The following is a 25,284-nucleotide window of genomic DNA, read 5'->3' on the forward strand; positions in this document are numbered from 1 at the left end:
AGGCAACAGGCAATAGGCATGCTAGCAATAGGCATGCTAGCAATAGGCATGCTAGCAATAGGCATGCTAGCAACAGTCAACAGCAATTATTAGGATATTAGGAGGTTTTTGACGATGGTATTTTCTCGAAAAGATCCATACAGAGGTTACAACTTCAAAGTAGAAATCGATGGTATCACCCGCGCCGGTTTCAGAAGCTGCTCAGGGATAGACACCACTCAGGAAATTAGCACCTATCGAGAGGGTACCGATAGAATGCTGAATATGCGCCAAATCCCTGGTATGCTCACCCTCTCCCAAGTCACTCTCAGTCGCGGCATTACTGATGACAGGGAATTATGGGACTGGCGAACCAAGGTAGCAACCGCGAAAGACCCCTCCGAGTATCGCAAAAATATGTCTATCGTCCTCTGGGATGATGCCGGAAATGAAAAAGTGCGCTGGAACCTGATCAACTGTTGGCCAGTTAAGTGGACAGGCCCAAGCCTTGATGCTACTTCCAATGAATTAGCCATTGAAACCCTCGAAATTGTCCACGAAGGGGTTACCGTAGAAAACGGTAAATGGCAGTAGGGAATAGGGTGTAGGGTGTAGGGTGTAGGGTGTAGGGTGTAGGGTGTAGGGTGTAGGGTGTAGGGTGTAGGGTGTAGGGAGTAGGGAGTCGGGAGTCGGGAGTGTCAATTAGGTTTCGTTAGATTCCGCGCTTTGCTGCAAGCAACCTACACCTGTTACCAACTGCCAATTCCCAATTCCCAATTCCCAATTCCCGTTCCCCTCCTGGGAGGGGTTAGGGGTGGGTTCCGATTCCCGATTCCCAATTCTAAATTCTAAATTCTCAATTCCCGACTCCCGACTCCCGATTCCCGACTCCCGATTCCCGATTCCCAATTCCCGATTCCCAATTCTAAATTCTAAATTCTCAATTCTAAATTCCCCACAAGATAATGCAGACAGAGTTTCCTTTTACCCTACCCCAGGGCTACGTAGATTCGGAGGGTAATCTCCATCAAGAAGGCATGATGCGGATGTCCACAGCCTACGATGAGATTATGCCCTTAAAAGACCCTAGGGTTCAGGCTAATCCAGGTTACTTGGTGATTATCCTGCTGTCGCGGGTGATCACTCGTCTGGGCAGCTTAGACTATATCAATCCCGTCATGATTGAGGGTCTATTCTCGGCTGACTTAGCCTATCTGCAAGACCTCTATCAACGGATTAACCAAAATGGTCACAGCCGCCTTTTAGTTTCTTGTCCTCATTGTCAAGGAGAGTTTGAAGTGGAGACTGCTACGTTGGGGGAGTAACTTGCTACCCCTCCGAGAGGCTGTTAGAGGAGGTAGCCTATATTGCTTATCACTTGCACTGGTCCTACGACCAGATTATGAGTCTGGATCATCAAGAAAGACAGCGCTGGGTGGCACAAGTGGCAAGTATTAATGAGAAGTTGAATGAGCAGATAATTGGGTAATGGGTAATGGGTAATGGGTAATGGGTAATGGGTAATGGGTAATGGGTAATAGGTAATAGGGAATAGGGAATAGGGAATAGAAAATAGGGAATAGGGACTTCGGAGCAGGGACTTCGGAGCAGGGAGCAGTGAAACAATTATGTGTACCTCATTTGCTAGTCGCAATCGCGCCGAAGCGTGAGGGACTAAGATCTGGCACCAGTACAAAAAAACTTAATAACGGCAGTGATAACAATCAATTTCAGTACTTAAAAAGTCAAATCTTATCACTGTTCCCTGTTCCCTATTTCCTGTTCCCTACCTTGACAGGTAAATTTTAAACTTGAATTGTAGGAGTGAATGATGGCAAGTTTAGCATCGGTTGTGCCTTTAGGAGCAAACGCGGCTTACGCTGGAGTAACTGGGGCGTTGGGAGCTCGCCTTGATCCCTACCAAGGCTTTAACTTCCTGATTGAAATTGAGGGGTTAGTGACTGGTGGGTTTATCGAAGTCAGGGGTCTAGAAAGTGAGATTGAACTAGAGGAGCGTCCTGAGGGAGGTCAGAATCGGTACGTTCATCAGCTACTAGGTCGAACCAAATATCCGAATTTGACCCTCAAACATGGTTTGACAGGTATTGACAGTTTGTGGACTTGGTATCAGGCCACTAGCCGGGGTGTAATTCGGCGCAAGAACGGCACAATTATGCTGCTAGACCGCCAACAGATACCAGCCATGTATTGGAATTTCAAGCAGGCTTTGCCAGTGAAGTGGACTGGTCCAGAGTTTAATGCCAGCAGCAATGAAATTGCTTTCGAGACCATTGAGTTAATTCACAAGGGGATTAGCAAACCACTTCTGAGTCAAGCACTATCTGGAGGACGAGCCGTTGCTGGACTAGCGGGAGCATTGTGATGGCATCTCAACCTCAGGTCAGTAACAATCAGACTTGGTCAGAGAGTCTCAACCCACAACTGACGAGGCGACTTCTGCGCCCAATCGTCAGCCCTGGTGTGATTGGTACTCAAGTCGCAGGGTCAATTATCTCCCGGGTCCAAGGGATGACCAACCAACTGCCCTTAATGGCTAAGTTGATTCAACGCCAGCATCGGTTAGAGGGTCAATCAGCAGAAGCAGTTCCTATCGTCTATGCTCAGCCAATCCGGCCAGCAGCAGAACCGGTAGAGACGGGACATGTTACTTCTCCAATTACCTCTACCAATGTGGCCTCTGGAACTAAAGTAACAGGAGAAGAACTACCTTTGAGATCAACTAGATTTCAGGTGGAAAAAGAAACCTCAGTACAAAAAAGTACAGGGTCAAATTCCCAGAAATCTACAGAAAACCCTACACCCCAAACTTCAAGTTCAATCCCCTCTGAAAGGGGCAAATCTGGGACAAAACCATTAATTGTCCAGGCAAAATTTGTCAACTCCACTAAGAGGAATTCCCGGAGAGTAGATTCTGATAACAAACCCCTAGTTTCTGGTCTTGAATCGTCTAGGGAAACTAGACTATCCTCTGACTTATCCTGGCCAGTTGTGCAAGCCAAACCCATAGACTTCTTGCAGAAGTCGGGAACAGGGAACAGGGAACAGGGAACAGTGGACAAGAATTTAGACAAACACTATCAGAAAACTACTTTACAGTCTAAGCGATCGCTAGGCAGTTCCGGAAACCTGACCCAGTCGCCAGTGATTCAACGCTCCCCAAAGCGATCGCTAATTAAAGAGATAGTTTCTAGCCCATCCCAGGGAAACCAGCCACTGATTCAACGCACTCCGGAGCGACCAGTGATCAAGGAGATAGTCAACAGCCCATCCCAGGGAAACCAGCCACTGATTCAACCCACCCCCGAGCGACCAGTGATCAAAGAGATAGTCAAGAGCCCATCCGAAGGAAACCAGCCACTGATTCAACGCTCCCCGGAGCGACCAGTGGTTAGAGAAATTTCAGGAAAAGATGGTTATCAATTATCTGCTCCCCTGATTTTTTCTGCCTCTGGGGTCAATAGAACGTCAGTTTCTGGCAACGGACTAGGAGTTAGTAGTGGCCCATCTATGGCTCATAATGGCTCTGGAGTTATCCAAAGAATGCCATCTGTCAACGGTGCATCAGTATCAACACCTGTATCAACTACTAGGTTACAGGCAAATACCGTGATTCAGAAAGCATCAGAAAATACTTCAGCCGCTACCACAAATAATCAGTCTGTGGAGGACATTGATGTTGATGAACTAGTAGACAAAGTACACCATAAACTGATGCAGCATCTGACCATAGAAAGTGAGCGGAGGGGATTAACACAATGGCATTAACAGGGTTTAAGAATCTAGCCCAAAAAACACTAAACCAAACCAAAGGATTAACAAGTAGCCTCTTCGGCGCAGAGTTAGATAAATTAACCATCCTCAAGGAGCAGCCAGGAAAAAGATGGCAGATGGTTTTTCCAGAAAACAAACCAATGCCTCTATTCAATCCTAATGAAATTCAAATTACCAAGACAACCCAATGGCGTCATGAAACTCTCAAAAACCGCGATCGCGGTGATACTAAATTTATTGGTGGGGATCCAGCAACCCTGACTCTCGACCTGTTTTTTGACACCTACGAGGGACTACCTGAGAGTATATCCGGGGGCGGCAGCTCTCCCCTCAAACGAGTTGCATCGGGAGCGGCAACAGCGGCTTCATCTTTAACTGGTGTGTATGGATTATCAGCACCCAATGCCGTAGATGTTCGAGAGTATACGAATAAGATTTTTGAGTTGACTCTGATTGACTCTGATTTAAAACGCCCCCCTGTATGTGAACTGTGGTGGGGGGCATTTAACCTGATTTTTAAGGGGTATCTCGGACAACTAACCCAGCGCTTTACTATGTTTACCCCTAATGGGATGCCAGTCAGGGCCGCTCTCAACTGTACTTTCCAGCAGTTCATCCCTGAAGAGGATGAGGAACGGGAAAAGCCCAGTTCTCTAGCACGGGATGACGACCCGATCCATGTTGTCCGACGTGGAGAAACCCTGAGCAGCATTGCGGGTGTTGAATATAATGACCCGAGCTTCTGGCGAGAGATTGCCAAGGCTAATGGGATTACTAATCCCCGTAACCTGACACCAGGTCAAGTTCTGACCATCCCGGTACTTAATCTAACCTAAAATTAACCATGCTCTCGACACCTCCTCAAGCTAGTACCAATAGCATCGCTACCTCAGTCCCTGGCTTCAGAATTCTGATCAGGGGACAACAGTTGCGGTCTGATGTGATGGCAGTAATTGTGGATGAAAACGTTAGTACTCCCACTATGTTTACGATCAAGCTTGCCAACTGGGATCAAGAAAATCAGGAGTGGATTGATCCGCAACTGTTTAAGCTAGGCAATGAGGTAACGATTTTTATGGGCTACGGGGGTAGTGGAGGGAAACTGCAAAAATTGATGATGGGTCAGATCACCGGTCTGGAACCAGAATTTGCCCATGGGGAAATTCCTCTGTTGACAGTGCGGGGCTACGACTACAGTCATCGATTGCTTCGGGGTTACAACACTCGCTCGTTTACTAAAAAGAAAGACAGCGATATCGCTAGAGATATTGCCAAAAAAGCGGGTCTAAAGTATGGGGGAGTAACCACAAAGCTGGTTTTGGACTATGTACTACAGCATAACCAAACAGATATGGAGTTTCTTCAGACCCGTGCTCAACGACTTGGTTATGAGGTTGTGGTTCAAGATAAAACATTATATTTTCAGCCCCATCAGGATAAATCCAAGTCAGTGTTGACTCTAGTTCAACGAAAGGATCTGCTCAGTTTTTCTTCCCGACTGACCAGCTTGACCCAGGTGGGACAGGTGGAGGTGCGCGGTTGGAACCCGAAGGACAAGAAAGCCTTCATTGGGCGATCCAACCCTGGTTTTAGTACTAACAAAAGCGGTGCTAAGGCTGTAGATCCGGCTTTGGGTAGTCGAAAAAAAACCAGCGAACGTTTGTATCGCCCTGTGTTTAGTAGAGAAGAAGCTGAGCAAATCGCTCAGGGGGGATTTAATAACATGGCTCTGGAATACATCAGTGGGGAGGGCTTGTGTGTCGGACGCTCTGACTTGCGAGCAGGTACCGTTATTACTATCCAAGGGGTGGGCAAACAGTTTAGTGGTGACTACTATGTGACCTCCACCACCCATACCTATTCCCATAAACGAGGTTATCGCACAGCATTTAAGGTTAGGAGGAATGGGACATCATGATCTTTTATAGGGAGATGGGGAGATGGGGAGGTGGGGAGGTGGGGAGATGGGGAGTGTGGGAGATCACGAAAGTATAGCGGTTTCTAGTCTAATCAGGTACACAGGATTTTTTCACTATTCCCTGTTCCCGATTCCCGATTCCCGATTCCCGACTCCCGATTCCCGATTCCCGATTCTAAATTCTAAATTCGCGCATTCTAAATTCCCGATTCCCGACTCCCGATTCCCGATTCCCGATTCCCGATTCTCAATTCGCGCATTCTAAATTCTAAATTTCCGATTCCCTATAAAACCCATAACTATCTACTTAACAAACTATCAATTATGACAAGCATCGATTTACTAACTAATTTGCTAGGTCCCCCTGAAATACGAGGTCGTTTCTATGGGGTGACTATGGGAATAGTGACTAACAATGGCGATGAGGAAAACTTAGGCCGAGTCAAGGTCAAGTTTCCTTGGCTCTCAGATGATGATGAAAGCTATTGGGCTAGGGTGTTAACTCCCATGGCTGGTAATGACCGTGGTATTTACTTTTTGCCGGAAGTTAACGATGAGGTGCTGGTAGCTTTTGAACAAGGTGATATCAATTTTCCCTATATCCTAGGGGGGTTATGGAATGGCAAAGATCAACCCCCTGAGTCTCCTGAAAAAGACAAAGAAGATAGTAAAAAAAAGACTATTAATAAGCGTACAATAAAATCCCGTAGTGGTCATATTATTCGCTTAGATGATACTAAGGATGAAGAAAAAGTTGAGGTTATTTCCCATAATAAACATACTATCCGTTTAGATGATACTAAGGAAAAAGGTAAAATTGAAGTAATTGCTCAAAGTGGTCATGCTATTCGCTTAGATGATACTAAAGGTAAAGAAAAAATTGAGGTGATTGATAAAACTGGCAAGAATAGTATCATTATTAATACCAAAGACAATTCAATTACCATTGAGTCTAAGGAAGGTAAACTTAAACTTGGTGGTAAGGGGATCGAAATTATTTCCGAGGAAGATATCAAAATTACTGCCAAGAATAACCTGGATATGAAGACAGATAAGTCATTTAAAGTTGATGCTAATGGTAGCAAAATTGAAACTAAGAAGGGGATGCATTTTAAAGCTAGTAAAGACGTGAAGATTACCGGTAATACGGTATCAATTAATTAAGCAATCAGCTTTCAGGAATCAGCTTTCAGCAATCAGCTTTCAGGAATCAGCTTTCAGGAATCAGCTTTCAGCAATCAGCTTTCAGCAATCAGCTATTAGCTTATACCTTAACTTCACAGCGTCGAAGCTTGTGCCACTCTACTTGAGGTGCTTTTGAATAAAATATAGCGCAAGGCAATAGGCAATAGCTGAATATAATAGCTTTTGCTGCTTTTATAAATGTCAAGTGCTATAACCTAACAGCTGACCGCTGACTGCTGACCGCTGACCACTGACCACTGACCACTGACCGCTGACCACTGACCACTGACCACTGACCACTGACCACTGACCGCTGAAAGCTGAAAGCTGACCGCTGTTATTTAAGTTTTATGGAGTATGAAAAATCATGGGTAAACCGGCAGCCAGAAAAGGCGATTTAGTGGTGACATCTTGTACGCACCAAGTCCAGGGTCAACCACCTGCTCCTGCGCCGCCTATTGTAGCGCCAATGCCAATTCCTTTCCAAGGAAAATTCGAGCAAAAGTTGAGTAAAAAGGTCAAGATTGGTGGTAAATTGGTGGCCTTAAAGGGCAGCCAGGGAAAAACCCAGGTACACCCACCGATACCGCCACCGGGAACGTCACCAATCAAGTTTGTCAAGGAACCTAACAAAACAGCTGAAATTACTAAGGGTAGTTCTTCTGTGAAAATTGAGGGTAAACCAGTGGCGCGCATTGGTGACCCAGTTAAGACCTGTAGTGAATTACCCCCTCCCCACGGCACAGTATCCCCTGGGCCTGGTAAGCCGACGAAGGTATTTATTGGCGGTTGATAAGGAGATGTAACCATGACGACTACTGATTTTCTCGGAGTGGGATGGAATTTCCCCGTAGTACTCGACGAAAATAAACAAATCGAAATGGCCCAATATGAGGATAGTGTCCGCCAGTCGATTTGGATGATTCTGAGTACTTCTCCAGGAGAACGACTGATGCGCCCGGATTTTGGCTGCGGTATTCATGATTTAGTATTTGCCAGCAACAGCGCTGGGACAGCTGGACAATTAACAGTGGAGGTACGCCGAGCCTTGACCCAGTGGGAACCGCGCATTGAAGTTCTAGATGTAGGTGTCTACCCGGATGAGACCCAATTTAATCGTCTCCTGATAGAAATTAACTACCAAGTGCGCCGTACTAATAATCGCTTTAATTTAGTTTATCCATTCTATTTAGATTATTAATTTGGAGTGTGGGGTGTGGGGTGTAGGGTGTGGGGTGTGGGGTGTGGGGTGTGGGGTGTGGGGTGTGGGGTGTGCCACAGAATGCGATCGCATTCAAATTAATCACTCGGTTAATCTTCGGGTGGGCAGTGCCACAAAACGCGATCGCATTCAAATTAATCAGTCTCAAGCACTGCCCACCCTACATCTAGATCAACTTGTGATTAATCAAATGGTGGGGTGTGCCACAGAATGCGATCGCAACCAAATTAATCACTCGGTTAATTTTCGGGTGGGCAGTGCCACAAAACGCGATCGCATTCAAATTAATCAGTCTCAAGCACTGCCCACCCTACATCTAGATCAACTTGTGATTAATCAAATGGTGGGGTGTGCCACAGAATGCGATCGCAACCAAATTAATCTTCGGGTGGGCAGTGCCACAAAACGCGATCGCATTCAAATTAATGCCATGATGCACTGCCCACCCTACATCTGTTCCCTAGGTGGGCAGTGCCAACAAATGCGATCGCAATCAAATTAATCCCATGATGCACTGCCCACCCTACATCTACTGTTCCCTGTTCCCTGTTCCCTGTTCCCTACTCCCTACTCCCTACTCCCTACTCCCTAATTTCTTATGCAAGCTCCAAAGATTGATCAACGTAGCTATGAAGACATCGTTACCTATACGGAGGCGTGCGCTAAGGCGTTCACAGACTGGCGTCCTTTGGCAGATAACAAGCCGGATGGTGGTCGGTCACTAATTCGTATTTTTGGTCATCTGGCAACGATTGTCAGCGATCGCATCAATCAAGTCCCGGATAAAAACTTCCTCGCCTTTCTGGATTTGATTGGCACTAGCATTGGACCACCTAGACCAGCGCGAGTACCCTTGACCTTTTATTTGGCAACTGGTAGCACAGAAGCCTTGGTTCCTGCTCAGACGGAGGTGGCAGCACCGCCCACAGAAGGAGAGGAAGAAGAGGTCATTTTCGAGACCGAGCGTGATTTAGCCTTGACCAATGTGCAGCTGCAAGCAGTGTTTGTGCGGGAACCAGAACAAGACCGCTATAGCGATCGCACTCAGCAAGCAACGGGTCAAGAAGATGCTGCTTTTCTAACCTTTGCAGGGGATCAGCCCATCGAACATTCCCTCTATTTGGCTTGTGACGATCTGCTCACCTTACCTGAATCGAAAACTCTCACCCTAACCATTGACTCTCCTAATGCAGTTGGGTTAGCAGCAGTACCAATCACTTGGTCTTACTGGAATGGTGAGCTCTGGAAACCAATACTAGGAATTATTGAGGGCTTAGAGGTTGAAATTGGCTATGGTGAAGTTATCGTCCAACCTGGAAAGGCGATAGATTACCAAGGTCGAGAGATTAATCTCCTTGAAAAATATGACCTTGACCTGAGCAGCAACACCAATCAAACTAGGCTAGTAGTAATTTCCTACAGTGACTCAGAACCAGTGGTGGAACTGATTGCTGAGACCGATACTAGCAAACCAGCGAATAGTCATATCCGTTTGGCCCGTCTAGACATTGACGACCAGAACCAAATTAGCAAGTCCTTCCCAAGCTTGACTAATTCAGGTGACAGTGAGTGGGAAGTGTCCATTGAGAATCTGCCAGTCCCCAGTCAGGAGAGTATTAATGGGATCAATGCTGCCTGGCTTAAAGCTCAGCTTACCAATACTCCTTTACCTCCACCTCAGTTATTGCCACAGATCAATCACATTAGTGCCAGTGTGCAGATTAATGGCAGTGATGTAGCACCAGAGTTGTGCTTTTTCGATACCGATGAACTGGATCTGAGCAAAGATTTCTATCCCTTTGGTGAGGAACCTGGTTTCAACGATACCTTTTATCTGGCTAGTCAGGAGGTTTTATCCAAACCTGGAGCTGAAGTTACCGTTGATTTGGTTTTAAGTAGTGATGCTCCACCGGTTAATACCACTGGGGGTGTGGAAGTCCGCTGGGAAGTCTGGAATGGTAGTACTTGGGAGATAGTTAAACATAATAGTTCTGGTCTGTCTGCTGCCAACTTCACTATTGGCGGTGCATTTACTTTCACCCTCCCTGACCAGATGGGACCCCAGCCAGTAAATGGGGAAAGTAATTATTGGCTTCGTGCTCGGATTATCACGGGTAATTATGGTACTGAGGAAGCTACCGCAGAAGAAACCAGTACCACACTCCAGCCATCTCGTGCCATTAGCACCACACTCACTCAAGCTGTCAGCAGTGGAGCCAATACCCTACAGGTCAGTAGCGCTAGTGGCTTTCAAGATAATGACTCTATTCTGATTGGGGCAGACACTAGTCAACCGGAATATGCGCAAATTAGTAGTATTAGCTCTAATACCCTAACTCTGACCAATACTATCTATTCCGACCATGCCAGTGGAGCAACGGTGGAACTTTTTGAACAAGAGGTCAGCAGTGGTATCAACACCATCAAGGTAGATAGTGTCAGAGGTTTTTTGCCTAGCGATCGCATTCGGATTGATCCAGGTACTGACAAGCAGGAAGACTTGGAGATTGCTAGTATCAATTTCAACGAGAATACCCTCACCCTGACGAGCAACCTCACTCAATCTCATCCAGTGGAAACGAGTGTGGTACTCCTACCAGCCTCAGCTTTAGCTCCACCAGTGCTAAAATCCCTCACCCTAAGCTATAGCTACAACTCAGGTGATTCCCCTCTCTCAGCTTGCTTGACCTACAATGATTTCACTTATGTAGATTGCACCACTCAAGCTAACCAAGATGGCTCCCCCTTTGAGGCTTTTACTCCCACTCAAGACCTGAGACCCACCCTTTACCTAGGCTTTGACGCCCCCTTCGCCAACCGCTCCACCACTATCTATGCCCAGGTAGAACCCCCAGCACCAGGGGAATTGGCCACAAGTCCTACCATAACTCAGCCAGCAGTGGTAGTAGGAGAATATTCCAGCCCTGAATATACCAGTCCTGACCGTTGGATGCGTTTAGGCGTGGAAGCTGATGAAACCGCTGCCATGAGTCAACCGGGTTTAGTCCAGTTTATTGGACCAACTGACTTGACAAAGCAATCAGAATTTGGTAAAGAATTATATTGGCTGCGAATTCGCTGGCAAGGGGGTGATTTTAGAGTGCCACCCCGACTACGGCGGTTGCTGCTGAATACAACTTGGGCAACCCAGGCAACCACCATTGAGAATGAAATCCTTGGTTCGAGTAATGGGAATCCCAATCAGACCTTCTCCACCCTCCAATTTCCTGTGTTAGACGGTCAACAACTAGAGGTCCAGGAAGAGGAAGAAACGGATCTACAAGAGGAGGTGTGGGTAGTTTGGCAAGAAGTATCAGATTTCTATGGTTCCGGACCGGAAGACCGTCACTATGTTCTCAATCACCTGACGGGAGAAGTAAGCTTTGGCAACAACCAACAGGGAAGGATACCACCCCTAGGTAGCAACAATATCCGTATGGTTTACTACCGCACTGGTGGTGGTAAACAGGGTAATAAAGCAGCTGAGACTATCACCGAACTCAAGACCACAGTGCCTTATGTAGATAGTGTCACTAACCTAGAAGCTGCTAGTGGTGGAGCCGATCAGGAGTCTCTAGAGTGGGTGAAGGAACAAGGGCCGAAGACATTGCGCCATCGGTACAAAGCTGTAACTGCCGAAGACATTGAGGATTTGGTCTACCAAGCATCTACCGATGTAGCTAGGGCATGGGCAATTACTCCTGAATTTAACCCAAAAGACTTACAGTGGTTGCCAAACTACTACCTGCCGTTGGAGCAATCAGGGACGATCACGGTCAGTTTATGGTCCCAGGGTAATAATCCCCCAACCAGCTATCAGCTACAGGTCAAGATTAATGGTCCAGGACAGACCATAGCCTATGAGGAAAAAATCTTTACCGAGGAAGCTAGCGGACGCGAACTGAGTTACCCAGTCACACCCAGCCAATTCAGTCTTGGAAGCGAATGGTACGTGACTATGGTCAACTTGGGCGATGTTAACGTTAGCGGTGATGTCACCATCGAGTATCCTGATGGTTCTCTGACAGGAAATTTCAACCTACCCCCCAAGACCACAAGTGACCATGCTGACAATAGCCCTTATCTAGACAGAGACGATGTCGGTCAAGTGGAACTGATTATTCTACCGGATTCTTCAGCACGGCAACCTACTCCCAGTCTTGGTTTGCTCGACTTAGTAGAAGAATACATCCTGGCTCGCTGTGCCCCCACCCTAGACCTGCGAGTGACGGGACCCTATTGGGTAGAAGTTACAGTCACAGCTGAGGTTGTACCCCTCTCCTTAGACCTTGCCGAAGAAGTTGTAATTGGGGTCAACGATGCCCTGAACCACTTTTTACATCCCCTGACTGGTGGCGTGGATGGTCAAGGCTGGCCTTTTGGTCGTCAACCCCATAAATCAGACCTGTATCGGTTAATCGAATCCGTCCCAGGTGTGAATTATGTTAACTATCTCTCCATTGACCTAGGCGAGATACCTGAGGAACAAAGCAACCGATTCCTAATCTATTCCGGTGAACATCAGATTAGTTTGGGTCAGTCTTATTGAATTAAGAATGTAGAATTAAGAATTAAGAATGTAGAATTAAGAATGTAGAATTAAGAATTAAGAATGTAGAATTAAGAATTAAGAATGTAGAATTAAGAATTAAGAATGTAGAATTAAGAATGTAGAATTAATAATGTAGAATTAAGAATGGTGAAGTTAGAAGTTAAAATGGTGAAGTTAGAAGTTAAAATGGTGAAGTTAGAAGTTAAAATGGTGAAGTTAGAAGTTAAAATGGTGAAGTTAGAAGTTAGAATTCACCATTCACCATTCACCATTCACCATTCACCATTCTGCCTTGTGCCTTGTGCCTTGTGCCTTGTGCCTTGTGCCTTGTGCCTTCTGCCTTGTGCCTTCTGCCTTCTGCCTTCTGCCTTCTGCCTTGTGCCTTGTGCCTTGTGCCTTCTGCCTTCACCATTCTAACTTCTAAATTCTGCCTTCACCATTCACCATTCTGCCTTCACCATTCTGCCTTCACCATTCTGCCTTCACCATTCTAAATTCTAAATTCTAAATTCTAAATTCTACATTCTAAATTCTACATTCTACATTCTAAATTCTCACAACCAACTAATGACAAATGCCACTACCACTACCTAACCTAGATGACCGTACTTATGCTGACCTCTTGGAAGAGGCTCGGTCTCTAATACCGAAAGAGTATCCTGATTGGACTGACCACAATCCTACTGACCCTGGCATCATCCTGATCGAGATGTTGGCTTGGTTGACGGAGATGGTGATTTACCGGACTAATCAGATTCCAGATGAAAACACACAAATGTTTCTCAAGCTGCTTAATGGTTCCCAGTGGCAGCTGGAAGGGGATTTGGAGACAGCAGTGCAGCAAACCATTGTGGATTTGCGGCAACGCTACCGGGCAGTCAGTAGTGAGGACTTTGAACAACTGGTACTACAAGACTGGCAGGAAACACCAACCGCTAAGGCTCTTGGTCCTTTTGGGGTAGTCGCTAGGGCTAAATGCATTTCTCAGCAGAATCTGGCTTTGAGTGAACCAACTGCCAGAGAAGAACCAGCCCCAGGAAACATTAGCTTGCTGGTGGTTCCTCAAACGTTGGCTGATAACTACAGTTTGCTCTCCTTTGATGGCCAGGATGATTATCTAGAAATCCCTCACTCAGACCAACTCAATTTTGCTAACGATCACGATTTTGCTATTGAACTTTGGGTCAGACCTGAAAAAGTACAATCTAGAACCCAAGAAACCCATAATAGTATCCTAGAAAAAGGTAGTGGTTCTGGCGGTTTTCCTTATGGGATTAGATATGAAAATCGCTCTGGTAAATTACAGGTAACTAGAAGTGATGGTACTAACTTTGCTACCATTAGTTCTACCAAAGCGATTAATGATGACAACTTTCATCACGTTGCTTTTGTAAAAGATAGTTCAACACTGTACTTATATCTTGATGGAGAATTAGAAGGCTTTACTGAAGATATCACTTCAGATAATACAATTAATAATTCATCCCTTTATCTTGGCTGTCGAGGTAACCAAAGCAATTATTTCCAAGGCATAATTACTCAATTGCGGATTTGGGAGGGAGTCCGCTTGCAGGCAGACATTAAACAGGAGATGAATGACTTTCTTAAAGGTACAGAAAAGGGATTAGTTGGTTGCTGGGATTTGGGTGAAGGCTCTGGTAGCATTGCTAAGGATAAGACTGCTAACCAAAATCATGGAACTATCCAAGGAGCCAGTTGGTATCAACCCAATATCACTGCTTCACTGTTGCAAGGCTTATGGTCTTTCTTGGATGAACGGCGGTTGCTGACTGTACGCCATCACGTAGTTACCCCAGACTACCTACCCTTGCGAGTTTGGGCGCGACTCTATCTAGTGGCGGGGGGCAATGCCCAGCAGGTTCAAGACCAGGCAAACCAGGAAGCACAAGCTTTCTTCCACCCAGTTAATTCCCAGTCTTATTGGGATGGTCAGGGTTGGCCTTTTGGTAGGAGTATTTACGTTTCGGAGCTATATCAATTACTGGATCGCATCCCTGGAGTGGACTATGTCGAGGATGTCATGGTTCATACTCATGAGCTAACCACTACTGTTTTAACTCAGGCAAGCTCAAGATCCCAGACTCAGATTACGGTTCAAGACACCACCGGTTTTAACCTAGGGGATACTATTCAACTAGACCCCAGCAGTAGTGATCAGGAATACTATACTATTAGTAGTATTGAGGAAGGACTAAAACAATTGACCTTGTCTTCAGGTTTAAATAAAGCTTATGGACTAGGTACCATGGTTTTCCGTCCCCTTAGTTTTGAGATTACCGAAGTTATCTCCAACCTTGAGTTCAAGGTGAATCAAGTAACGGGATTGGCAGCGGGGGATACGGTTGGGATCATTCCTACTAATAGCAATCCAGAAAATCGAGAAATTGACACTGTTGATTTTTCCAGCAATAAAATTACCCTCAAACAAGCTCTCAGCCAAGCTCCAACCACAGGTACAAAGGTGGTTCAGTTAGGAACCTGGCGGGAGGAACGCAGTAAACCGAAAGACACCTACCAGTTTATCGAAAAAGAGCTGATCAGAGTTAAGCTTAAAAACTATGAGTTAGTAGACTTTAACGTAAAGTTGAATTTAGTAATCATGGAATACATAGGGGAGCAATGGCAATTAACTAGCTAGTAAGGGAACAGGGAATCGGGAATCGGGAATCGGGAATCGGGAATCGGGAGTAGGGAGTAGGGAACAGTGAGTGGAATCGTAGTAGGGTGGGCATTGCTCTCGGAAGCTCTTTGATCAGTTCCCGGATCAATTAAATGGGCAATGCCCACCGATGCCCTCAAGGAACTCCCAGGATGGAATAGGGAATCGGGAACAGGCAAGTGATCTCCCCATCTCCCCATCTCCCCATCTCCCCATCTCCCCACTATTCCCTATTCCCTATTCCCTATTCCCTTTTTCAACAATTCGTGTGTTTAAAACCTAGATACAAACGCGCTTATGTCCAACAACCCAAGTAGCTATCTAAACTATCTACCAGCTAACTTTCAGGAAGACCCTTTTGTTGGTCGGTTCCTGCTAGCGTTGGAGCGGGTAATGAGTGGCTTTTTACCCAGGGATACTGATGATCCGAATCCTGAGCAGTTGGCTCTAGAAGAGTACATTGACCGTATCCCTACTTACTTCAATCCCTATAATCATCCTGATTTACCAGTAGAGTCAGAGATAGCACCAACTGAGTTTATACCTTGGCTGGCCAGTTGGGTGGCTTTAAGTTTGCGAGATGATTGGAGTGAGGAGACTAAACGCCGATTTATCAGCAATATTGTGCCTCTCTATCGCCAACGAGGGACTAAGGCGGGAGTGAAGCAAATGCTAGAACTTTACACTCAAGAAGAGGTCAAAATCTACGAATTTGAACAACCTGCTCATTACTTCCAGGTGACAATCACCTTGAACGAGCGAGACCCTAAACTGCTGCAACGTCAGGAAGAGATTGCTAAGGCAATTGTGAATCAGGAGAAACCAGCTCACACCTTTTATGCTTTGCGGGTGTTAATACCCGGTATGCAAATTATTAATCAGCCCACTGAAAGTAAACCAGGCATCATCGTTGGGGAGACTACACTATTGGGCACCACAACGATATCGTAACTAAGGGAGAATTAAAATGGCAGATTATACTCAGTATCCTTACATTGACAAGCGAGTACGCTACTTCGACGGTGAGTTTTTAAAAGACCAGGATTTTATTGATGAACAAAAATATCATATTGACCGACAGCGCCGCCTAGACCAATTCCTCCGGGTTTCGGGCATTTGTGATGGTTTGACTCTTGAGACTGCTACTAATCAGGTGATTGTCAAACCTGGTACGGCTCTTGACAGTCAAGGCCGACAGATTATTCTGAGTACAAACTCTCCGCCAATTGATCTCAGTGCCCACAAAAATCAGGAAGTTTACTTAGTTATTTCCTATCAAGAAGAACAATCGGATCAGACAACTGATGGAGGTTTGGGTAGCAGTGGTGCCAGGCGCTGGCACGAAAAGCCCAATATCCAAGTTGCTACCCTGGGAAATGTGCCTGAGGACTCGATTGTTCTGACAAAGCTGGCAATTGATGGCAGCGGTAATGTGACTCCTGATCTCAGTGTACGCGAGTATTCTGGAGTGCGTTTGCCTAGTGGTAATTTGGATAGTGGTGCAATCACTGGACCGACCCTGCGTTCTGGTGGTAATAGTGCCAGTAGTTTGGTTGTTATTGATGGGGATTTGAGTGTCACTGGTGATACCACAGTAAATGGAAGTTTAAGCTTCAGCAGCAACACCTCTGGTGAGCGACCTCTGCTGATGGAAGCTCCCAACAGCAACAATCATCGCGGTGACGGTACTCAAGGGGCAACCGGCTTAGTCTATCGAGTCCAATCCAATCCCAATAACGGTGACCCGATCTTCCAAGTGAGAAGCGAAGGGGAATCAGTTCGTTTCTTTGTAGAGCATGATGGATGGACTGGCAGTGCAGACAATTCTGCATGGTTTGGAGGTACTGAAGATAACTACTTCGCAGGCAAGGTTGGTATCGGCACAACAGATCCAGGTTCATCAAAATTAAAAGTACAAGGGAATTTAACTGTCACTGGCAGCTTTAGTGCTAGCAGCAACACCTCTGGTGAGCGTACTCTGCTGATGGAAGCTCCCAATAGCAATAATCATCGCGGTGACGGTACTCAAGGGGCAACCGGCTTAGTCTATCGAGTCCAATCCAATCCCAATGCTGGTGAGCCTATCTTCCAAGTCAGAAGCGAAGGGGAAGCAGTTCGTTTATTTGTAGAGCATGATGGATGGACTGGCAGTGCAGACAATTCTGCATGGTTTGGAGGTACTAGAGATAACTACTTCGCAGGTAGCCTTGGTATCGGCACAACAGATCCAGGTTCATCGAAATTAAAAGTACAAGGGAAGTTGACGGTTAGCGCAGGCGAGATTCAACTCGATGGTGCTCAACAAATTGTCTTTACAAATAGTGACACTACCAACAACCTAAAATTGCAACTTTGGGATGGATACGGACTGGGTATCAATAGTCAGACTTTATTTTATGCTGCCAATGGCAACCACTCCTGGAGAGATACTAATGGCACTAATGAGAGAATGGTGTTAACCACAGCAGCCAATGGTGGTTTGACTGTCAAAGGTACAGGCAACTCTTCCTTTGCAGGTAGCCTTGGTATCGGGATAACTGGACCGAGCAAGAAGCTTCATGTGGAAAGCGGTGAATTGAGAGTTAGAGCCAGCCATAACAACGCAGATGCTGATATCGGGGCATTCTACGCCCAAAATCTCACCCAAGGGATTGGAATTGGCTACAATCGGATCGAAGCGATTGGAAGTAATACTGATCAGGATATTAACCTTATACCAAAAGGTAATGGAGAACTAATTGTAGATGGAATTGTTAGGGCAAAGGATGCCTTCAGACCTTCAACAAATGATTGGGAAATAGCCAGAAATGGTGAGAATCTAGAAATCAGGGAACCGGAGGAAAGTAATAAAGTTTGGGCAAGATTTACAGATGATGAGAGCTTTCATTTGATTGGCACACCTAATCTGTTGGTAGATGGTGAGATTCGTGCAGGTAATTCAGATATTTACTTTACAAAAACTAATCATAACCACACTGGAATAGGAAATGCTGATGGTTATGCTGCTATTGAGAATGCCGCCAACCACGATGCTCTGATGATTCTGGGAAGGAGTGGTACATCAGTGGGAAGGCAAGTTAAGCTCTGGGATTATTTAAAAGTCCACGGCAGTGTCTCAATTACAAACAGTTTATATGTTGGGTCTTTACCTTATCGTGATGATCGCAATGTGCAGTGGGATGACAGTACTAAACAAATATGTTACGACAATTCTTCCGCTAGATCGAAGGAAAATATCATTTCTCTGGAAGACGATTTTTCTAAAATTTTGACAGTAGAACCCAAGACTTATACACGACCTAACCATCCCAATCGTTGGGAAATTGGATACATTGCTGAAGAGCTTCACGAGATTGGTCTTAACAAACTTGTTTACTACGACCAACAGGGGTTACCTGAAGCAATTAATTACCGAAAAATCAGTATGTACTTAGTTGAAGTTATCAAAGATATGGCTCACAAGAGCAGCAACTATGAACAACGGATCAATCAATTGGAACTTCAACTAAATCAACTAGTGTCAGATGACTAAGTTGAGCAAGATTGGGAGGTAGGGTAAAATGATGGGATTGAAAGCCCAACCAAACAACAACAATCGTAGGGTGGGCATTGCTGATAAAGATCATTATTGAACACCGATCAATGAAATGGGCAATGCCCACCAATGCCCAACCAACCCAATATCCATAGTTTATTGACCACGATTTTTACCTAGAAATACCTTTTACTTACTGATTAAACTAAACCATGAAAGAAAAACTCGAACAACGCTTACAATCCCTAAAATCCGAATATGAAGCTGGTCAAAAAATGCTAGCGGAACTAGAAGCGAAACAAGCTAACCTCCGAGAAACCTTACTCCGCATTAGTGGCGCAATTCAGGTACTGGAAGAAACCTTAGGGGAACCAACTGATACAGCCGAAAACAACACTCAGCCATCGGAGGTAGTTGGTGCTCAAGTAGAGTAGGGAGTAGGGAATCGGGAATCGGGAGCGGTGCGACCCGTGGCGAATTTAATTCGCCTACGGAAAGCGCACCGAGGGAGTCGGGAATCGGGAGATATATTGTAGGGTGGGCATTGCTGATAAAGATCATGATTGAACGCTGAGGCATTAAATGGGCAATGCCCACCAATACCCAATTAGAATCGGGAATCGGGAATCGGGAATCGAATCGTAGGGTGGGCATTGCTGATAAAGATCATGATTGAACCCCGAACAATTAAATGGGCAATGCCCACCAATACCCAATCATAATCGGGAATCGGGAATCGGGAATCGAATCGTAGGGTGGGCATTGCTGATAAAGATCATGATTGAACGCCGAACAATTAAATGGGCAATGCCCACCAATACCCAAAAGAATGTAGAATGAAGAATTGAGAATCGTAGGGTGTGCATTGTTAATTACAATCATGATTGAACCCCGAACAATTAAATAGGCAATGGCCACCAATATCCAATCATAATCGGGAATCGGGAATCGAATCGTAGGGTGGGCATTGTTAATTACAATCATGATTGAACCCCGAACAATTAAATAGGCAATGGCCACCAATATCCAAAAATCCATGGGTACTCTGGTTGGTGGGCATTGCCCAGATGAATTCCGGCAGCATAGGGGGTTGGAAACAGGCTTTTCCCACCCTACAAAATGATCATGATTTAACGGCGAACAATTAAATAGGCAATGGCCACCAATACCAAAAATCCATGGGTGCTCTGGTTGGTGGGCATTGCCCAGGTGAATTCCGGCAGCATTTGGGGTGGGAAACAGGCAATGCCCACCCTACAAAATGATCATGATTGAACGGCGAACAATTAAATAGGCAATGGCCACCAATACCAAAAATCCATGGGTGCTCTGGTTGGTGGGCATTGCTCAGGTTAATTCCGGCAGCATTTGGGGTGGGAAACCAGCAATGCCCACCCTACAGAATGCTACAAAATGCGTACGCACTACGGAAATGGCCACGCTACGGGAACGAGGTTTATGTTAAGCTGTTCGGTGTAGCGTGGGTCCAAGGCTCACGGCTGACAGCTGACCCCTGAATGCTTAGGTTATGGAAACGACAAAATTGTTGAGTCAAGGTCAAGTTATTATTCCTAAGTCTCTGCGAGATGCTCATGACTGGGAAACAGGTCTTGAGTTAATCGCAATTGATACGGGAGATGGGATTCTTTTAAAACCGAAAAACCCTTTTCCAGAAACACTATTAAATCAAGTGGCTGGTTGTTTAAAGTATGACGGCACTCCTAAAAGTCTTGAGGATATGGATGAGGCGATTCGGCAAGGGATAGAGGAGTTATGGCATGATCGCTGTTGATACGAATGTGGTTGTTCGGCTATTGACTCAGGATGATCAGTTACAGTTCAACAAGAGTGTAGAGATTTTCAGGAAGCAAGAGGTTTTTATTGCAGATACGGTAATTCTAGAAACGGAATGGGTTTTGCGTTTTGCTTATAAGTTCAAACCCGCCGCTATCTGTCAAGGGTTGAGAAATCTTTTTGGTTTACCAAAAATTTTGGGTCTAAAGCCCCGTCCTTACAGGACGGCTTTTTTTTTGTTCGCCTTTGGCGGCTCCAAAGGAGCATCTATGTATTGACAGTTTTCCGGCACCGTGTTAATATAAAAACATAACAAAAAAACAATTAATGTTCTAGATAAACATGATCTTGAATAAGTAGACAATGCAAAAAACATGTTAAGAGATAATCATGTTGCATAATCAAATCTAACGATTTGAACGTCTATGAAAGTCTAAGATCAAAAAAAATGTTCATCTAAATTTGTTGTTAACTATTTTAGGTACGGTGGGGCACACCGAAACCTAGGTCATAGACCAAATACGCTTGTGGAGAGGAGACCTCTATTTTTCCTGGCTCCGGCCTGGTTAAACAAGTCACCTCGTTGAAGCAAGAATCCCCGTCCTTCCAGGGCGGGGAGTGTCAACCAATGTTCATCTTAGCAACCCTAGCTTGATGGCTCAAGTTATTCAATGGCATGAAAATGGTTTAGATTTTGCTGATGCCTTTCATTTAGCCCTGAGTCAGCATTGTTCAGAGTTTTACACCTTTGATCAGAAATTTGCTAAAAAAGCTCAAGGGTTAACCCAATGTCGGGTAGATAAGCTCTAAAGAATGCGCGAATGCGCGAATTTAGTCGGGAGAATCGTAGGGTGGGCATTGCTGTTGAAAGAACAAAATTGTTCAGGGATCAATTAAATGAGCAATGCCCACCAATCCCCAAGCAGGGGTCAAGTATAATCGGGAATCGGGAATCGGCAATCGGCAATCGGCAATCGGGAATCGGCAATCGGGAATCGGGAATCGGGAATCGGGAATCGGGAATCGGCAATCGGGAATCGGGAATCGGCAATCGGCAATCGGCAATCGGCAATCGGCAATCGAATTTTTGGGTGGGCATTGCGCCGTTCAATCATGATTTAACGGCGATCAATTAAATGGGCAATGCCCACCAATGCCCATTTTTGGAGCATCGCACTAATCCGACCCCATGCAGTTAAAGTGCCTGATAGCTGATAGCTGACGGCTGAATACTTACGTTTCAAGAGTGTAGTTTTCTTCTACACAAAGCTGGTGCAATTGAGCGAAAGCCTCGGCTATTGAGGGCTTTTGACACTGTTGACGCCAAGCCAAGAACTCTTGAAAAGTCTGAGCCTCTACCACCACCGCCACCAGTTGATTGTGGTCGTAAATCAACTGAGGCTCAGTAGCTGTAGCAGTGATCAGTTCAGATAACTTTTGCTGTGCCTCTTCAATTCTCCAAACCATCAGCTTACCTCACTGCTTTATGCTTTGCGTCCGGGATTGCCTTCCAAGCTAATTTATTTAGCTACACCTACTCTAGTATAGGGATACTTTGGAAGGATTGGGGGTTGGAAGCCGGCAATGCCCACCCGACAAAAGCTACAAAATGCGATCGCGTAGCGGCTCCAAAGGATCATCGCACTAGGGTTTTAGCTAGACTATAGCCATCAACTATAGCCCTATAGCTAAAAACCCGAAAAATGTCTGAAGGATACGACTTAGCGGAAGCTCGCGTACGCTTTGCTGAAATTGTCCATGATGCCGAACAGGGTAAGCCGGTACAGATTACGCGCCGGGGTAAACCTGTAGCGATTGTGTTGTCCCTCAGGGAGTATCAACGCTTGAGATCAGAGAATTTATCAGAGAATTTAGGATTTGGGGCAACTTTGGCCGAATTTCGTCAGAAGTATCAAATACAGGCTTTAGATATTAATCCTGATCAAGTGTTCAACCAGGTTCGGGTAGGCTCTTGTGGAAACAATCAAACTACAGAGTGACTGGGATTCACTTGCCTTGATAGAGTTATTCTGCACTGAACCTCAAACTGTTCGAGCTCAGGATGGTTATTGGTGCTACGAAGTAACAGATACCTCAGATACCAGTCTCAAGTTTGGGGTTAATACCATTGCTGAATCTATCCAAATAGAGCTAAAGCTTGCCGGAGAGTCCAAAGCAATCCTAAGCTTTGAATTAATATAATCTATCGAAATTATAGACGATCACCAAGGAAAATTTTCCTTTATAGTCGCCCCCGATAATCAAGCAATAAAGACTGTAATGACGATTGAACTACGTCCTAAAATCCAGGTTCACTGTTCTACCCTAAGTCTATCACCTCAGAAAAATTAGGAATTTAGAATTTAGAATTTAGAATTTAGAATTTAGAATTTAGAATTGTAGGGTGGGCATTGCTGATAAAGATCAAAATTGAACGCCGAACCATGAAATGGGCAATGCCCACCAATACCAAAAATAATGTAGAATGAAGAATTGAGAATTAAGAATTGAGTCGCGATAATCGTAGGGTGGGCATTGCTTAGAAAGATCAAAATTGAAGGCCGAACCATGAAATGGGCAATGCCCACCAATACCAAAAATAATGTAGAATGAAGAATTGAGAATTGAGATAATTGTAGGGTGGGCATTGCTTAGAAAGATCAAAATTGAACCCCGATCAATGAAATGGGCAATGCCCACCAATACCAAAAATAATGTAGAATGAAGAATTGAGAATTGAGATAATTGTAGGGTGGGCATTGCTTAGAAAGATCAAAATTGAACCCCGAACCATGAAATGGGCAATGCCCACCAATACCAAAAATAATGTAGAATGAAGAATTGAGAATTGAGATAATTGTAGGGTGGGCATTGCTGATAAAGATCAAAATTGAACCCCGATCAATGAAATGGGGAATGCCCACCAATACCCAATAATCTTTTCCCACCCGACAAAATGCGATCGCTATCAACCATTGGTGGGCATTGCTCAGGTGAATTCCGGCAGAATTTGGGGTTGGAAACCAGCAATGCCCACCCTACCAAATGTGTAATCTTGCTTCTTGTGTAGGATCAAGATAACAACAGAGTTCTCAGAGCGATCATGCAACTGGAAGATTATTTTGTTTTTCTTGCTCCTAATGATATCCGAGTCAGAGGCACAAGAGTAGGAATTGAAACCATCCTCTATGATTTCATCCATCGTCAACGTACTCCTGAAGAAATTTCCCAAAGTTATCCAACCCTGGAACTAGAGCAAATTTATGCTACGATTCTCTATTACCTGCATAACCAAGAAACTGTGAGTACTTACCTCACTAATTGGTTAGACCATGGTCGTAAAATGCTAGAACAACAGCAGCAAAATCCTTCCCCAGTTGTGGTCAAGCTCATGCAACTCAAGGCTGAACGAGAAGCGATCAAGAAGGGAAATGACCATTAAGTATCTACTGGATGAAAATGTTGATCATATCTATCAAACTCAACTGCGACTGTACAAACCAGTACTTGGTTGGTGGGCATTGCTCAGGTGAATTTGGGCAGGGTTGGGGGCTGGAAAGCGGCAATGCCCACCCTACAAAAAACTTCCGGTACTCTTAGAATCATAGAATTGTAGGGTGGGCATTGCTGATAAAGATCATTATTGAACGCCGAGCAATTAAATGGGCAATGCCCACCAATACCCTTAAATCTTTGGGTGGGCAAAGCTTCGGTGAATTTGGCCAGGGTTGGGGGTTGGAAACCGGGTATAGGTACCCTGGTTGGTGGGCATTGCTCAGGTGAATTTGGCCAGTATGGGTACCCTGGTTGGTGGGCATTGCTCAGGTGAATTTGGGCAGGGTTGGGAATTGCAAACCGGCAATGCCCACCCTACAAGCTGCTAGGATATAGATAAACCTGCTCCTAGCAACTGCTTTATAATAATATCTTGTACCTGATAAAAATCCAGAAGAGAAATGAGTGAAAGCCCGGTGTTACCAATTAAGATTCCCAAGGAAGAAATAGAGCAATTTTGCCAGCGTCATCATATTCGCAAATTGTCTTTATTTGGTTCAGTGTTGAGGGATGATTTTACACCGGAGAGTGATCTGGATTTTTTAGTAGAATTTGAACCAGGCAAAACCCCTGGTTTATTTACGTTAGCCAGTATGGAAATAGAACTTTCAGAACTAGTAGAAGGGAGAAAGATTGATTTAAGAACTCCTAAGGAATTAAGTATTTATTTTCGAGACAGAGTGATGGCTGAGGCGATGGTGCAGTATGACAGCAATTGACGATTTAACTCGCTTGCACCATATGCAGGATGCAGCAAGAGAAGCTCTCGGTTTTATGTCTGGAAAGATGAGAGAGGATTTAGCTAAGGATAGGATGTTGGTGTTGGCAGTTGTCAAAGATTTAGAAATTATTGGGGAAGCAGCGGGTAGAATTTCAGCTGAATGTAGGGGGAGACATGCTGATATTCCTTGGGCAGTGATGATTGGGATGCGAAATCGTTTGACCCATGCTTATTTCTCTATCGATTTAGATATTGTTTGGGAAACGGTGACGAATGATTTAGTGCCACTGGTTGAGCAATTGGAAAGGGTGATTCAGGAGGAACGTTGACAACAATCCTAGGGTGGGCATT

Annotated in this window: 35 protein-coding genes and 1 pseudogene; 27 read left to right on the forward strand and 9 right to left on the reverse strand. The window is 45.1% G+C overall.

Annotated elements, in window-relative coordinates; all coding sequences use genetic code 11:
• The first annotated feature begins 114 nt into the window (after nt 1-114).
• On the forward strand, nt 115-573 hold the full coding sequence (locus tag F6K64_RS13205) for a phage tail protein (RefSeq protein WP_008184132.1): 459 nt from the start codon (nt 115-117) through the stop codon (nt 571-573).
• Nucleotides 574-681: 108 nt separating this feature from the next.
• Here the strand turns inward: F6K64_RS13205 and F6K64_RS13210 are convergent, their stop codons facing one another.
• Nucleotides 682-888 carry a hypothetical protein gene (locus F6K64_RS13210; protein ID WP_008184134.1) on the reverse strand — a complete coding sequence of 69 codons (207 nt, stop codon included), beginning with the start codon at nt 886-888 and terminating at the stop codon, nt 682-684.
• Nucleotides 889-941: 53 nt separating this feature from the next.
• On the opposite strand from F6K64_RS13210, the gene F6K64_RS13215 reads away from it, so the two are divergent.
• The 13 genes from F6K64_RS13215 (at nt 942) to F6K64_RS13270 (ending at nt 15,307) form a co-directional block, all read left to right on the forward strand.
• Nucleotides 942-1,304, forward strand: coding sequence for a hypothetical protein (locus F6K64_RS13215; RefSeq protein ID WP_044493148.1), 363 nt, complete (start codon nt 942-944; stop codon nt 1,302-1,304).
• Between the two features lie 53 nt (nt 1,305-1,357).
• Entirely contained in the window at nt 1,358-1,468 is a 111-nt protein-coding gene (locus tag F6K64_RS38210) for a DUF6760 family protein (protein WP_353737167.1), read from the forward strand.
• A 342-nt stretch (nt 1,469-1,810) separates the two neighbouring features.
• The gene (locus F6K64_RS13220; protein ID WP_008184139.1) at nt 1,811-2,362 is read left to right on the forward strand and encodes a phage tail protein; all 552 of its coding nucleotides are present in this window, start codon (nt 1,811-1,813) and stop codon (nt 2,360-2,362) included.
• Nucleotides 2,362-3,765 carry a hypothetical protein gene (locus F6K64_RS13225; protein WP_008184141.1) on the forward strand — a complete coding sequence of 468 codons (1,404 nt, stop codon included), beginning with the start codon at nt 2,362-2,364 and terminating at the stop codon, nt 3,763-3,765. The genes F6K64_RS13220 and F6K64_RS13225 overlap by 1 nt, the downstream gene beginning before the upstream one ends.
• Nucleotides 3,756-4,607, forward strand: a complete 852-nt coding sequence (locus tag F6K64_RS13230; protein ID WP_008184143.1) for a CIS tube protein — start codon at nt 3,756-3,758, stop codon at nt 4,605-4,607. The genes F6K64_RS13225 and F6K64_RS13230 overlap by 10 nt, the downstream gene beginning before the upstream one ends.
• 8 nt (nt 4,608-4,615) lie before the next feature.
• Nucleotides 4,616-5,689 (forward strand): phage late control D family protein, encoded by a 1,074-nt coding sequence (locus tag F6K64_RS13235; RefSeq protein ID WP_008184145.1) that lies wholly within the window; start codon nt 4,616-4,618, stop codon nt 5,687-5,689.
• A gap of 22 nt (nt 5,690-5,711) precedes the next feature.
• Nucleotides 5,712-5,954 carry a hypothetical protein gene (locus F6K64_RS13240; protein WP_287265555.1) on the forward strand — a complete coding sequence of 81 codons (243 nt, stop codon included), beginning with the start codon at nt 5,712-5,714 and terminating at the stop codon, nt 5,952-5,954.
• A gap of 59 nt (nt 5,955-6,013) precedes the next feature.
• Nucleotides 6,014-6,853: a phage baseplate assembly protein V gene (locus tag F6K64_RS13245; protein ID WP_008184148.1), complete on the forward strand. Its 840-nt coding sequence runs from the start codon at nt 6,014-6,016 to the stop codon at nt 6,851-6,853.
• A gap of 388 nt (nt 6,854-7,241) precedes the next feature.
• Nucleotides 7,242-7,667, forward strand: coding sequence for a PAAR domain-containing protein (locus F6K64_RS13250; protein ID WP_008184150.1), 426 nt, complete (start codon nt 7,242-7,244; stop codon nt 7,665-7,667).
• Nucleotides 7,668-7,682: 15 nt separating this feature from the next.
• Nucleotides 7,683-8,075 carry a GPW/gp25 family protein gene (locus tag F6K64_RS13255; RefSeq protein WP_008184152.1) on the forward strand — a complete coding sequence of 131 codons (393 nt, stop codon included), beginning with the start codon at nt 7,683-7,685 and terminating at the stop codon, nt 8,073-8,075.
• Between the two features lie 13 nt (nt 8,076-8,088).
• Nucleotides 8,089-8,598 (forward strand): hypothetical protein, encoded by a 510-nt coding sequence (locus F6K64_RS13260; RefSeq protein WP_287265556.1) that lies wholly within the window; start codon nt 8,089-8,091, stop codon nt 8,596-8,598.
• A gap of 96 nt (nt 8,599-8,694) precedes the next feature.
• Nucleotides 8,695-12,645, forward strand: coding sequence for a putative baseplate assembly protein (locus F6K64_RS13265; protein ID WP_287265558.1), 3,951 nt, complete (start codon nt 8,695-8,697; stop codon nt 12,643-12,645).
• A 577-nt stretch (nt 12,646-13,222) separates the two neighbouring features.
• Nucleotides 13,223-15,307: a LamG-like jellyroll fold domain-containing protein gene (locus F6K64_RS13270; RefSeq protein ID WP_287265559.1), complete on the forward strand. Its 2,085-nt coding sequence runs from the start codon at nt 13,223-13,225 to the stop codon at nt 15,305-15,307.
• Here the strand turns inward: F6K64_RS13270 and F6K64_RS13275 are convergent.
• A complete protein-coding gene (locus F6K64_RS13275; RefSeq protein WP_008184162.1) occupies nt 15,304-15,528 on the reverse strand; it encodes a hypothetical protein in 225 nt (74 codons plus the stop codon). The two genes, F6K64_RS13270 and F6K64_RS13275, sit on opposite strands and share 4 nt — an antisense overlap.
• Nucleotides 15,529-15,625: 97 nt before the next feature.
• Here F6K64_RS13275 and F6K64_RS13280 point away from each other — a divergent pair, with 97 nt between their 5' ends.
• The 3 genes from F6K64_RS13280 to F6K64_RS13290 all read left to right on the forward strand — a co-directional run bounded on the left by F6K64_RS13280 (nt 15,626) and on the right by F6K64_RS13290 (nt 19,297).
• The gene (locus F6K64_RS13280; RefSeq protein ID WP_008184168.1) at nt 15,626-16,279 is read left to right on the forward strand and encodes a phage tail protein I; all 654 of its coding nucleotides are present in this window, start codon (nt 15,626-15,628) and stop codon (nt 16,277-16,279) included.
• A gap of 16 nt (nt 16,280-16,295) precedes the next feature.
• Entirely contained in the window at nt 16,296-18,860 is a 2,565-nt protein-coding gene (locus tag F6K64_RS13285; protein WP_008184175.1) for a tail fiber domain-containing protein, read from the forward strand.
• Between the two features lie 215 nt (nt 18,861-19,075).
• Entirely contained in the window at nt 19,076-19,297 is a 222-nt protein-coding gene (locus tag F6K64_RS13290) for a hypothetical protein (RefSeq protein ID WP_287255552.1), read from the forward strand.
• Here F6K64_RS13290 and F6K64_RS13295 read toward each other — a convergent pair.
• The 3 genes from F6K64_RS13295 to F6K64_RS13305 are packed head-to-tail and all read right to left on the reverse strand — an operon-like array spanning nt 19,285 to nt 19,729.
• The gene (locus tag F6K64_RS13295) at nt 19,285-19,470 is read right to left on the reverse strand and encodes a hypothetical protein (protein WP_287255550.1); all 186 of its coding nucleotides are present in this window, start codon (nt 19,468-19,470) and stop codon (nt 19,285-19,287) included. The genes F6K64_RS13290 and F6K64_RS13295 overlap by 13 nt on opposite strands.
• The gene (locus tag F6K64_RS13300; protein ID WP_287265560.1) at nt 19,471-19,626 is read right to left on the reverse strand and encodes a hypothetical protein; all 156 of its coding nucleotides are present in this window, start codon (nt 19,624-19,626) and stop codon (nt 19,471-19,473) included.
• On the reverse strand, nt 19,580-19,729 hold the full coding sequence (locus F6K64_RS13305) for a hypothetical protein (protein WP_287265561.1): 150 nt from the start codon (nt 19,727-19,729) through the stop codon (nt 19,580-19,582). The genes F6K64_RS13300 and F6K64_RS13305 overlap by 47 nt, the downstream gene beginning before the upstream one ends.
• A 431-nt stretch (nt 19,730-20,160) precedes the next feature.
• Here F6K64_RS13305 and F6K64_RS13310 point away from each other — a divergent pair, with 431 nt between their 5' ends.
• From F6K64_RS13310 to F6K64_RS13325, 4 genes and pseudogenes are all read left to right on the forward strand, one after another.
• Nucleotides 20,161-20,328, forward strand: a complete 168-nt coding sequence (locus F6K64_RS13310) for a hypothetical protein (protein ID WP_287255548.1) — start codon at nt 20,161-20,163, stop codon at nt 20,326-20,328.
• A gap of 63 nt (nt 20,329-20,391) precedes the next feature.
• The gene (locus F6K64_RS13315) at nt 20,392-20,655 is read left to right on the forward strand and encodes an AbrB/MazE/SpoVT family DNA-binding domain-containing protein (RefSeq protein ID WP_008184183.1); all 264 of its coding nucleotides are present in this window, start codon (nt 20,392-20,394) and stop codon (nt 20,653-20,655) included.
• Nucleotides 20,642-20,854: pseudogene (locus F6K64_RS13320) on the forward strand (PIN domain-containing protein); the annotation flags it as partial. The gene F6K64_RS13315 and the pseudogene F6K64_RS13320, both read left to right, overlap by 14 nt.
• A 421-nt stretch (nt 20,855-21,275) precedes the next feature.
• Nucleotides 21,276-21,467, forward strand: a complete 192-nt coding sequence (locus F6K64_RS13325; protein WP_287265563.1) for a PIN domain-containing protein — start codon at nt 21,276-21,278, stop codon at nt 21,465-21,467.
• A 119-nt stretch (nt 21,468-21,586) separates the two neighbouring features.
• On the opposite strand, the gene F6K64_RS13330 is transcribed toward F6K64_RS13325, so the two are convergent.
• From F6K64_RS13330 to F6K64_RS13340, 3 genes are read right to left on the reverse strand one after another with little or no spacing between them, the layout of a single operon-like run.
• The gene (locus tag F6K64_RS13330; protein WP_287257204.1) at nt 21,587-21,772 is read right to left on the reverse strand and encodes a hypothetical protein; all 186 of its coding nucleotides are present in this window, start codon (nt 21,770-21,772) and stop codon (nt 21,587-21,589) included.
• A 3-nt stretch (nt 21,773-21,775) separates the two neighbouring features.
• Nucleotides 21,776-21,901, reverse strand: a complete 126-nt coding sequence (locus F6K64_RS13335) for a hypothetical protein (RefSeq protein WP_267872028.1) — start codon at nt 21,899-21,901, stop codon at nt 21,776-21,778.
• Nucleotides 21,891-22,124 carry a type II toxin-antitoxin system Phd/YefM family antitoxin gene (locus F6K64_RS13340; RefSeq protein ID WP_008184190.1) on the reverse strand — a complete coding sequence of 78 codons (234 nt, stop codon included), beginning with the start codon at nt 22,122-22,124 and terminating at the stop codon, nt 21,891-21,893. Before F6K64_RS13340 ends, F6K64_RS13335 begins: the two co-directional genes overlap by 11 nt.
• A gap of 236 nt (nt 22,125-22,360) precedes the next feature.
• Between F6K64_RS13340 and F6K64_RS13345 the strand changes: the two genes are divergently transcribed.
• Together F6K64_RS13345 and F6K64_RS13350 are read left to right on the forward strand one after the other, a co-directional pair.
• Nucleotides 22,361-22,657 (forward strand): type II toxin-antitoxin system Phd/YefM family antitoxin, encoded by a 297-nt coding sequence (locus F6K64_RS13345; RefSeq protein ID WP_287265565.1) that lies wholly within the window; start codon nt 22,361-22,363, stop codon nt 22,655-22,657.
• A complete protein-coding gene (locus F6K64_RS13350; protein ID WP_287265566.1) occupies nt 22,632-22,859 on the forward strand; it encodes a hypothetical protein in 228 nt (75 codons plus the stop codon). Before F6K64_RS13345 ends, F6K64_RS13350 begins: the two co-directional genes overlap by 26 nt.
• A gap of 222 nt (nt 22,860-23,081) precedes the next feature.
• On the opposite strand, the gene F6K64_RS13355 is transcribed toward F6K64_RS13350, so the two are convergent.
• The gene (locus tag F6K64_RS13355) at nt 23,082-23,417 is read right to left on the reverse strand and encodes a hypothetical protein (protein WP_287265568.1); all 336 of its coding nucleotides are present in this window, start codon (nt 23,415-23,417) and stop codon (nt 23,082-23,084) included.
• Between the two features lie 149 nt (nt 23,418-23,566).
• Between F6K64_RS13355 and F6K64_RS13360 the strand changes: the two genes are divergently transcribed.
• The 4 genes from F6K64_RS13360 to F6K64_RS13375 all read left to right on the forward strand — a co-directional run bounded on the left by F6K64_RS13360 (nt 23,567) and on the right by F6K64_RS13375 (nt 25,262).
• Nucleotides 23,567-23,710 carry a hypothetical protein gene (locus F6K64_RS13360; RefSeq protein WP_008184207.1) on the forward strand — a complete coding sequence of 48 codons (144 nt, stop codon included), beginning with the start codon at nt 23,567-23,569 and terminating at the stop codon, nt 23,708-23,710.
• Between the two features lie 50 nt (nt 23,711-23,760).
• Nucleotides 23,761-24,099 carry a DUF433 domain-containing protein gene (locus F6K64_RS13365; protein WP_008184209.1) on the forward strand — a complete coding sequence of 113 codons (339 nt, stop codon included), beginning with the start codon at nt 23,761-23,763 and terminating at the stop codon, nt 24,097-24,099.
• A gap of 514 nt (nt 24,100-24,613) precedes the next feature.
• The gene (locus F6K64_RS13370) at nt 24,614-24,931 is read left to right on the forward strand and encodes a nucleotidyltransferase family protein (protein ID WP_008184218.1); all 318 of its coding nucleotides are present in this window, start codon (nt 24,614-24,616) and stop codon (nt 24,929-24,931) included.
• Nucleotides 24,918-25,262: a HepT-like ribonuclease domain-containing protein gene (locus tag F6K64_RS13375; RefSeq protein WP_008184220.1), complete on the forward strand. Its 345-nt coding sequence runs from the start codon at nt 24,918-24,920 to the stop codon at nt 25,260-25,262. The genes F6K64_RS13370 and F6K64_RS13375 overlap by 14 nt, the downstream gene beginning before the upstream one ends.
• Nucleotides 25,263-25,284 lie beyond the last annotated feature (22 nt).

The sequence above is a fragment of the Moorena sp. SIO3A2 genome, from assembly GCF_010672265.1.
Taxonomy (GTDB): Bacteria; Cyanobacteriota; Cyanobacteriia; order Cyanobacteriales; family Coleofasciculaceae; genus Moorena; species Moorena producens.

Bases quoted from the DNA above. Each gene is read 5' to 3' on its own strand.
- F6K64_RS13205 (WP_008184132.1), top strand. From the start codon at position 115: ATGGTATTTTCTCGAAAAGATCCATACAGAGGTTACAACTTCAAAGTA.
- F6K64_RS13220 (WP_008184139.1), top strand. From the start codon at position 1,811: ATGGCAAGTTTAGCATCGGTTGTGCCTTTAGGAGCAAACGCGGCTTAC.
- F6K64_RS13225 (WP_008184141.1), top strand. From the start codon at position 2,362: ATGGCATCTCAACCTCAGGTCAGTAACAATCAGACTTGGTCAGAGAGT.
- F6K64_RS13230 (WP_008184143.1), top strand. From the start codon at position 3,756: ATGGCATTAACAGGGTTTAAGAATCTAGCCCAAAAAACACTAAACCAA.
- F6K64_RS13235 (WP_008184145.1), top strand. From the start codon at position 4,616: ATGCTCTCGACACCTCCTCAAGCTAGTACCAATAGCATCGCTACCTCA.
- F6K64_RS13240 (WP_287265555.1), top strand. From the start codon at position 5,712: ATGGGGAGGTGGGGAGGTGGGGAGATGGGGAGTGTGGGAGATCACGAA.
- F6K64_RS13245 (WP_008184148.1), top strand. From the start codon at position 6,014: ATGACAAGCATCGATTTACTAACTAATTTGCTAGGTCCCCCTGAAATA.
- F6K64_RS13250 (WP_008184150.1), top strand. From the start codon at position 7,242: ATGGGTAAACCGGCAGCCAGAAAAGGCGATTTAGTGGTGACATCTTGT.
- F6K64_RS13255 (WP_008184152.1), top strand. From the start codon at position 7,683: ATGACGACTACTGATTTTCTCGGAGTGGGATGGAATTTCCCCGTAGTA.
- F6K64_RS13265 (WP_287265558.1), top strand. From the start codon at position 8,695: ATGCAAGCTCCAAAGATTGATCAACGTAGCTATGAAGACATCGTTACC.
- F6K64_RS13270 (WP_287265559.1), top strand. From the start codon at position 13,223: ATGCCACTACCACTACCTAACCTAGATGACCGTACTTATGCTGACCTC.
- F6K64_RS13275 (WP_008184162.1), bottom strand. From the start codon at position 15,528: ATGGGGAGATGGGGAGATCACTTGCCTGTTCCCGATTCCCTATTCCAT.
- F6K64_RS13280 (WP_008184168.1), top strand. From the start codon at position 15,626: ATGTCCAACAACCCAAGTAGCTATCTAAACTATCTACCAGCTAACTTT.
- F6K64_RS13285 (WP_008184175.1), top strand. From the start codon at position 16,296: ATGGCAGATTATACTCAGTATCCTTACATTGACAAGCGAGTACGCTAC.
- F6K64_RS13290 (WP_287255552.1), top strand. From the start codon at position 19,076: ATGAAAGAAAAACTCGAACAACGCTTACAATCCCTAAAATCCGAATAT.
- F6K64_RS13300 (WP_287265560.1), bottom strand. From the start codon at position 19,626: ATGCCCACCCTACGATTCGATTCCCGATTCCCGATTCCCGATTATGAT.
- F6K64_RS13305 (WP_287265561.1), bottom strand. From the start codon at position 19,729: ATGCACACCCTACGATTCTCAATTCTTCATTCTACATTCTTTTGGGTA.
- F6K64_RS13310 (WP_287255548.1), top strand. From the start codon at position 20,161: ATGGCCACCAATACCAAAAATCCATGGGTGCTCTGGTTGGTGGGCATT.
- F6K64_RS13315 (WP_008184183.1), top strand. From the start codon at position 20,392: ATGGAAACGACAAAATTGTTGAGTCAAGGTCAAGTTATTATTCCTAAG.
- F6K64_RS13330 (WP_287257204.1), bottom strand. From the start codon at position 21,772: ATGATTGAACGGCGCAATGCCCACCCAAAAATTCGATTGCCGATTGCC.
- F6K64_RS13340 (WP_008184190.1), bottom strand. From the start codon at position 22,124: ATGGTTTGGAGAATTGAAGAGGCACAGCAAAAGTTATCTGAACTGATC.
- F6K64_RS13345 (WP_287265565.1), top strand. From the start codon at position 22,361: ATGTCTGAAGGATACGACTTAGCGGAAGCTCGCGTACGCTTTGCTGAA.
- F6K64_RS13355 (WP_287265568.1), bottom strand. From the start codon at position 23,417: ATGCCCACCCTACAATTATCTCAATTCTCAATTCTTCATTCTACATTA.
- F6K64_RS13360 (WP_008184207.1), top strand. From the start codon at position 23,567: ATGGGGAATGCCCACCAATACCCAATAATCTTTTCCCACCCGACAAAA.
- F6K64_RS13365 (WP_008184209.1), top strand. From the start codon at position 23,761: ATGCAACTGGAAGATTATTTTGTTTTTCTTGCTCCTAATGATATCCGA.
- F6K64_RS13370 (WP_008184218.1), top strand. From the start codon at position 24,614: ATGAGTGAAAGCCCGGTGTTACCAATTAAGATTCCCAAGGAAGAAATA.
- F6K64_RS13375 (WP_008184220.1), top strand. From the start codon at position 24,918: ATGACAGCAATTGACGATTTAACTCGCTTGCACCATATGCAGGATGCA.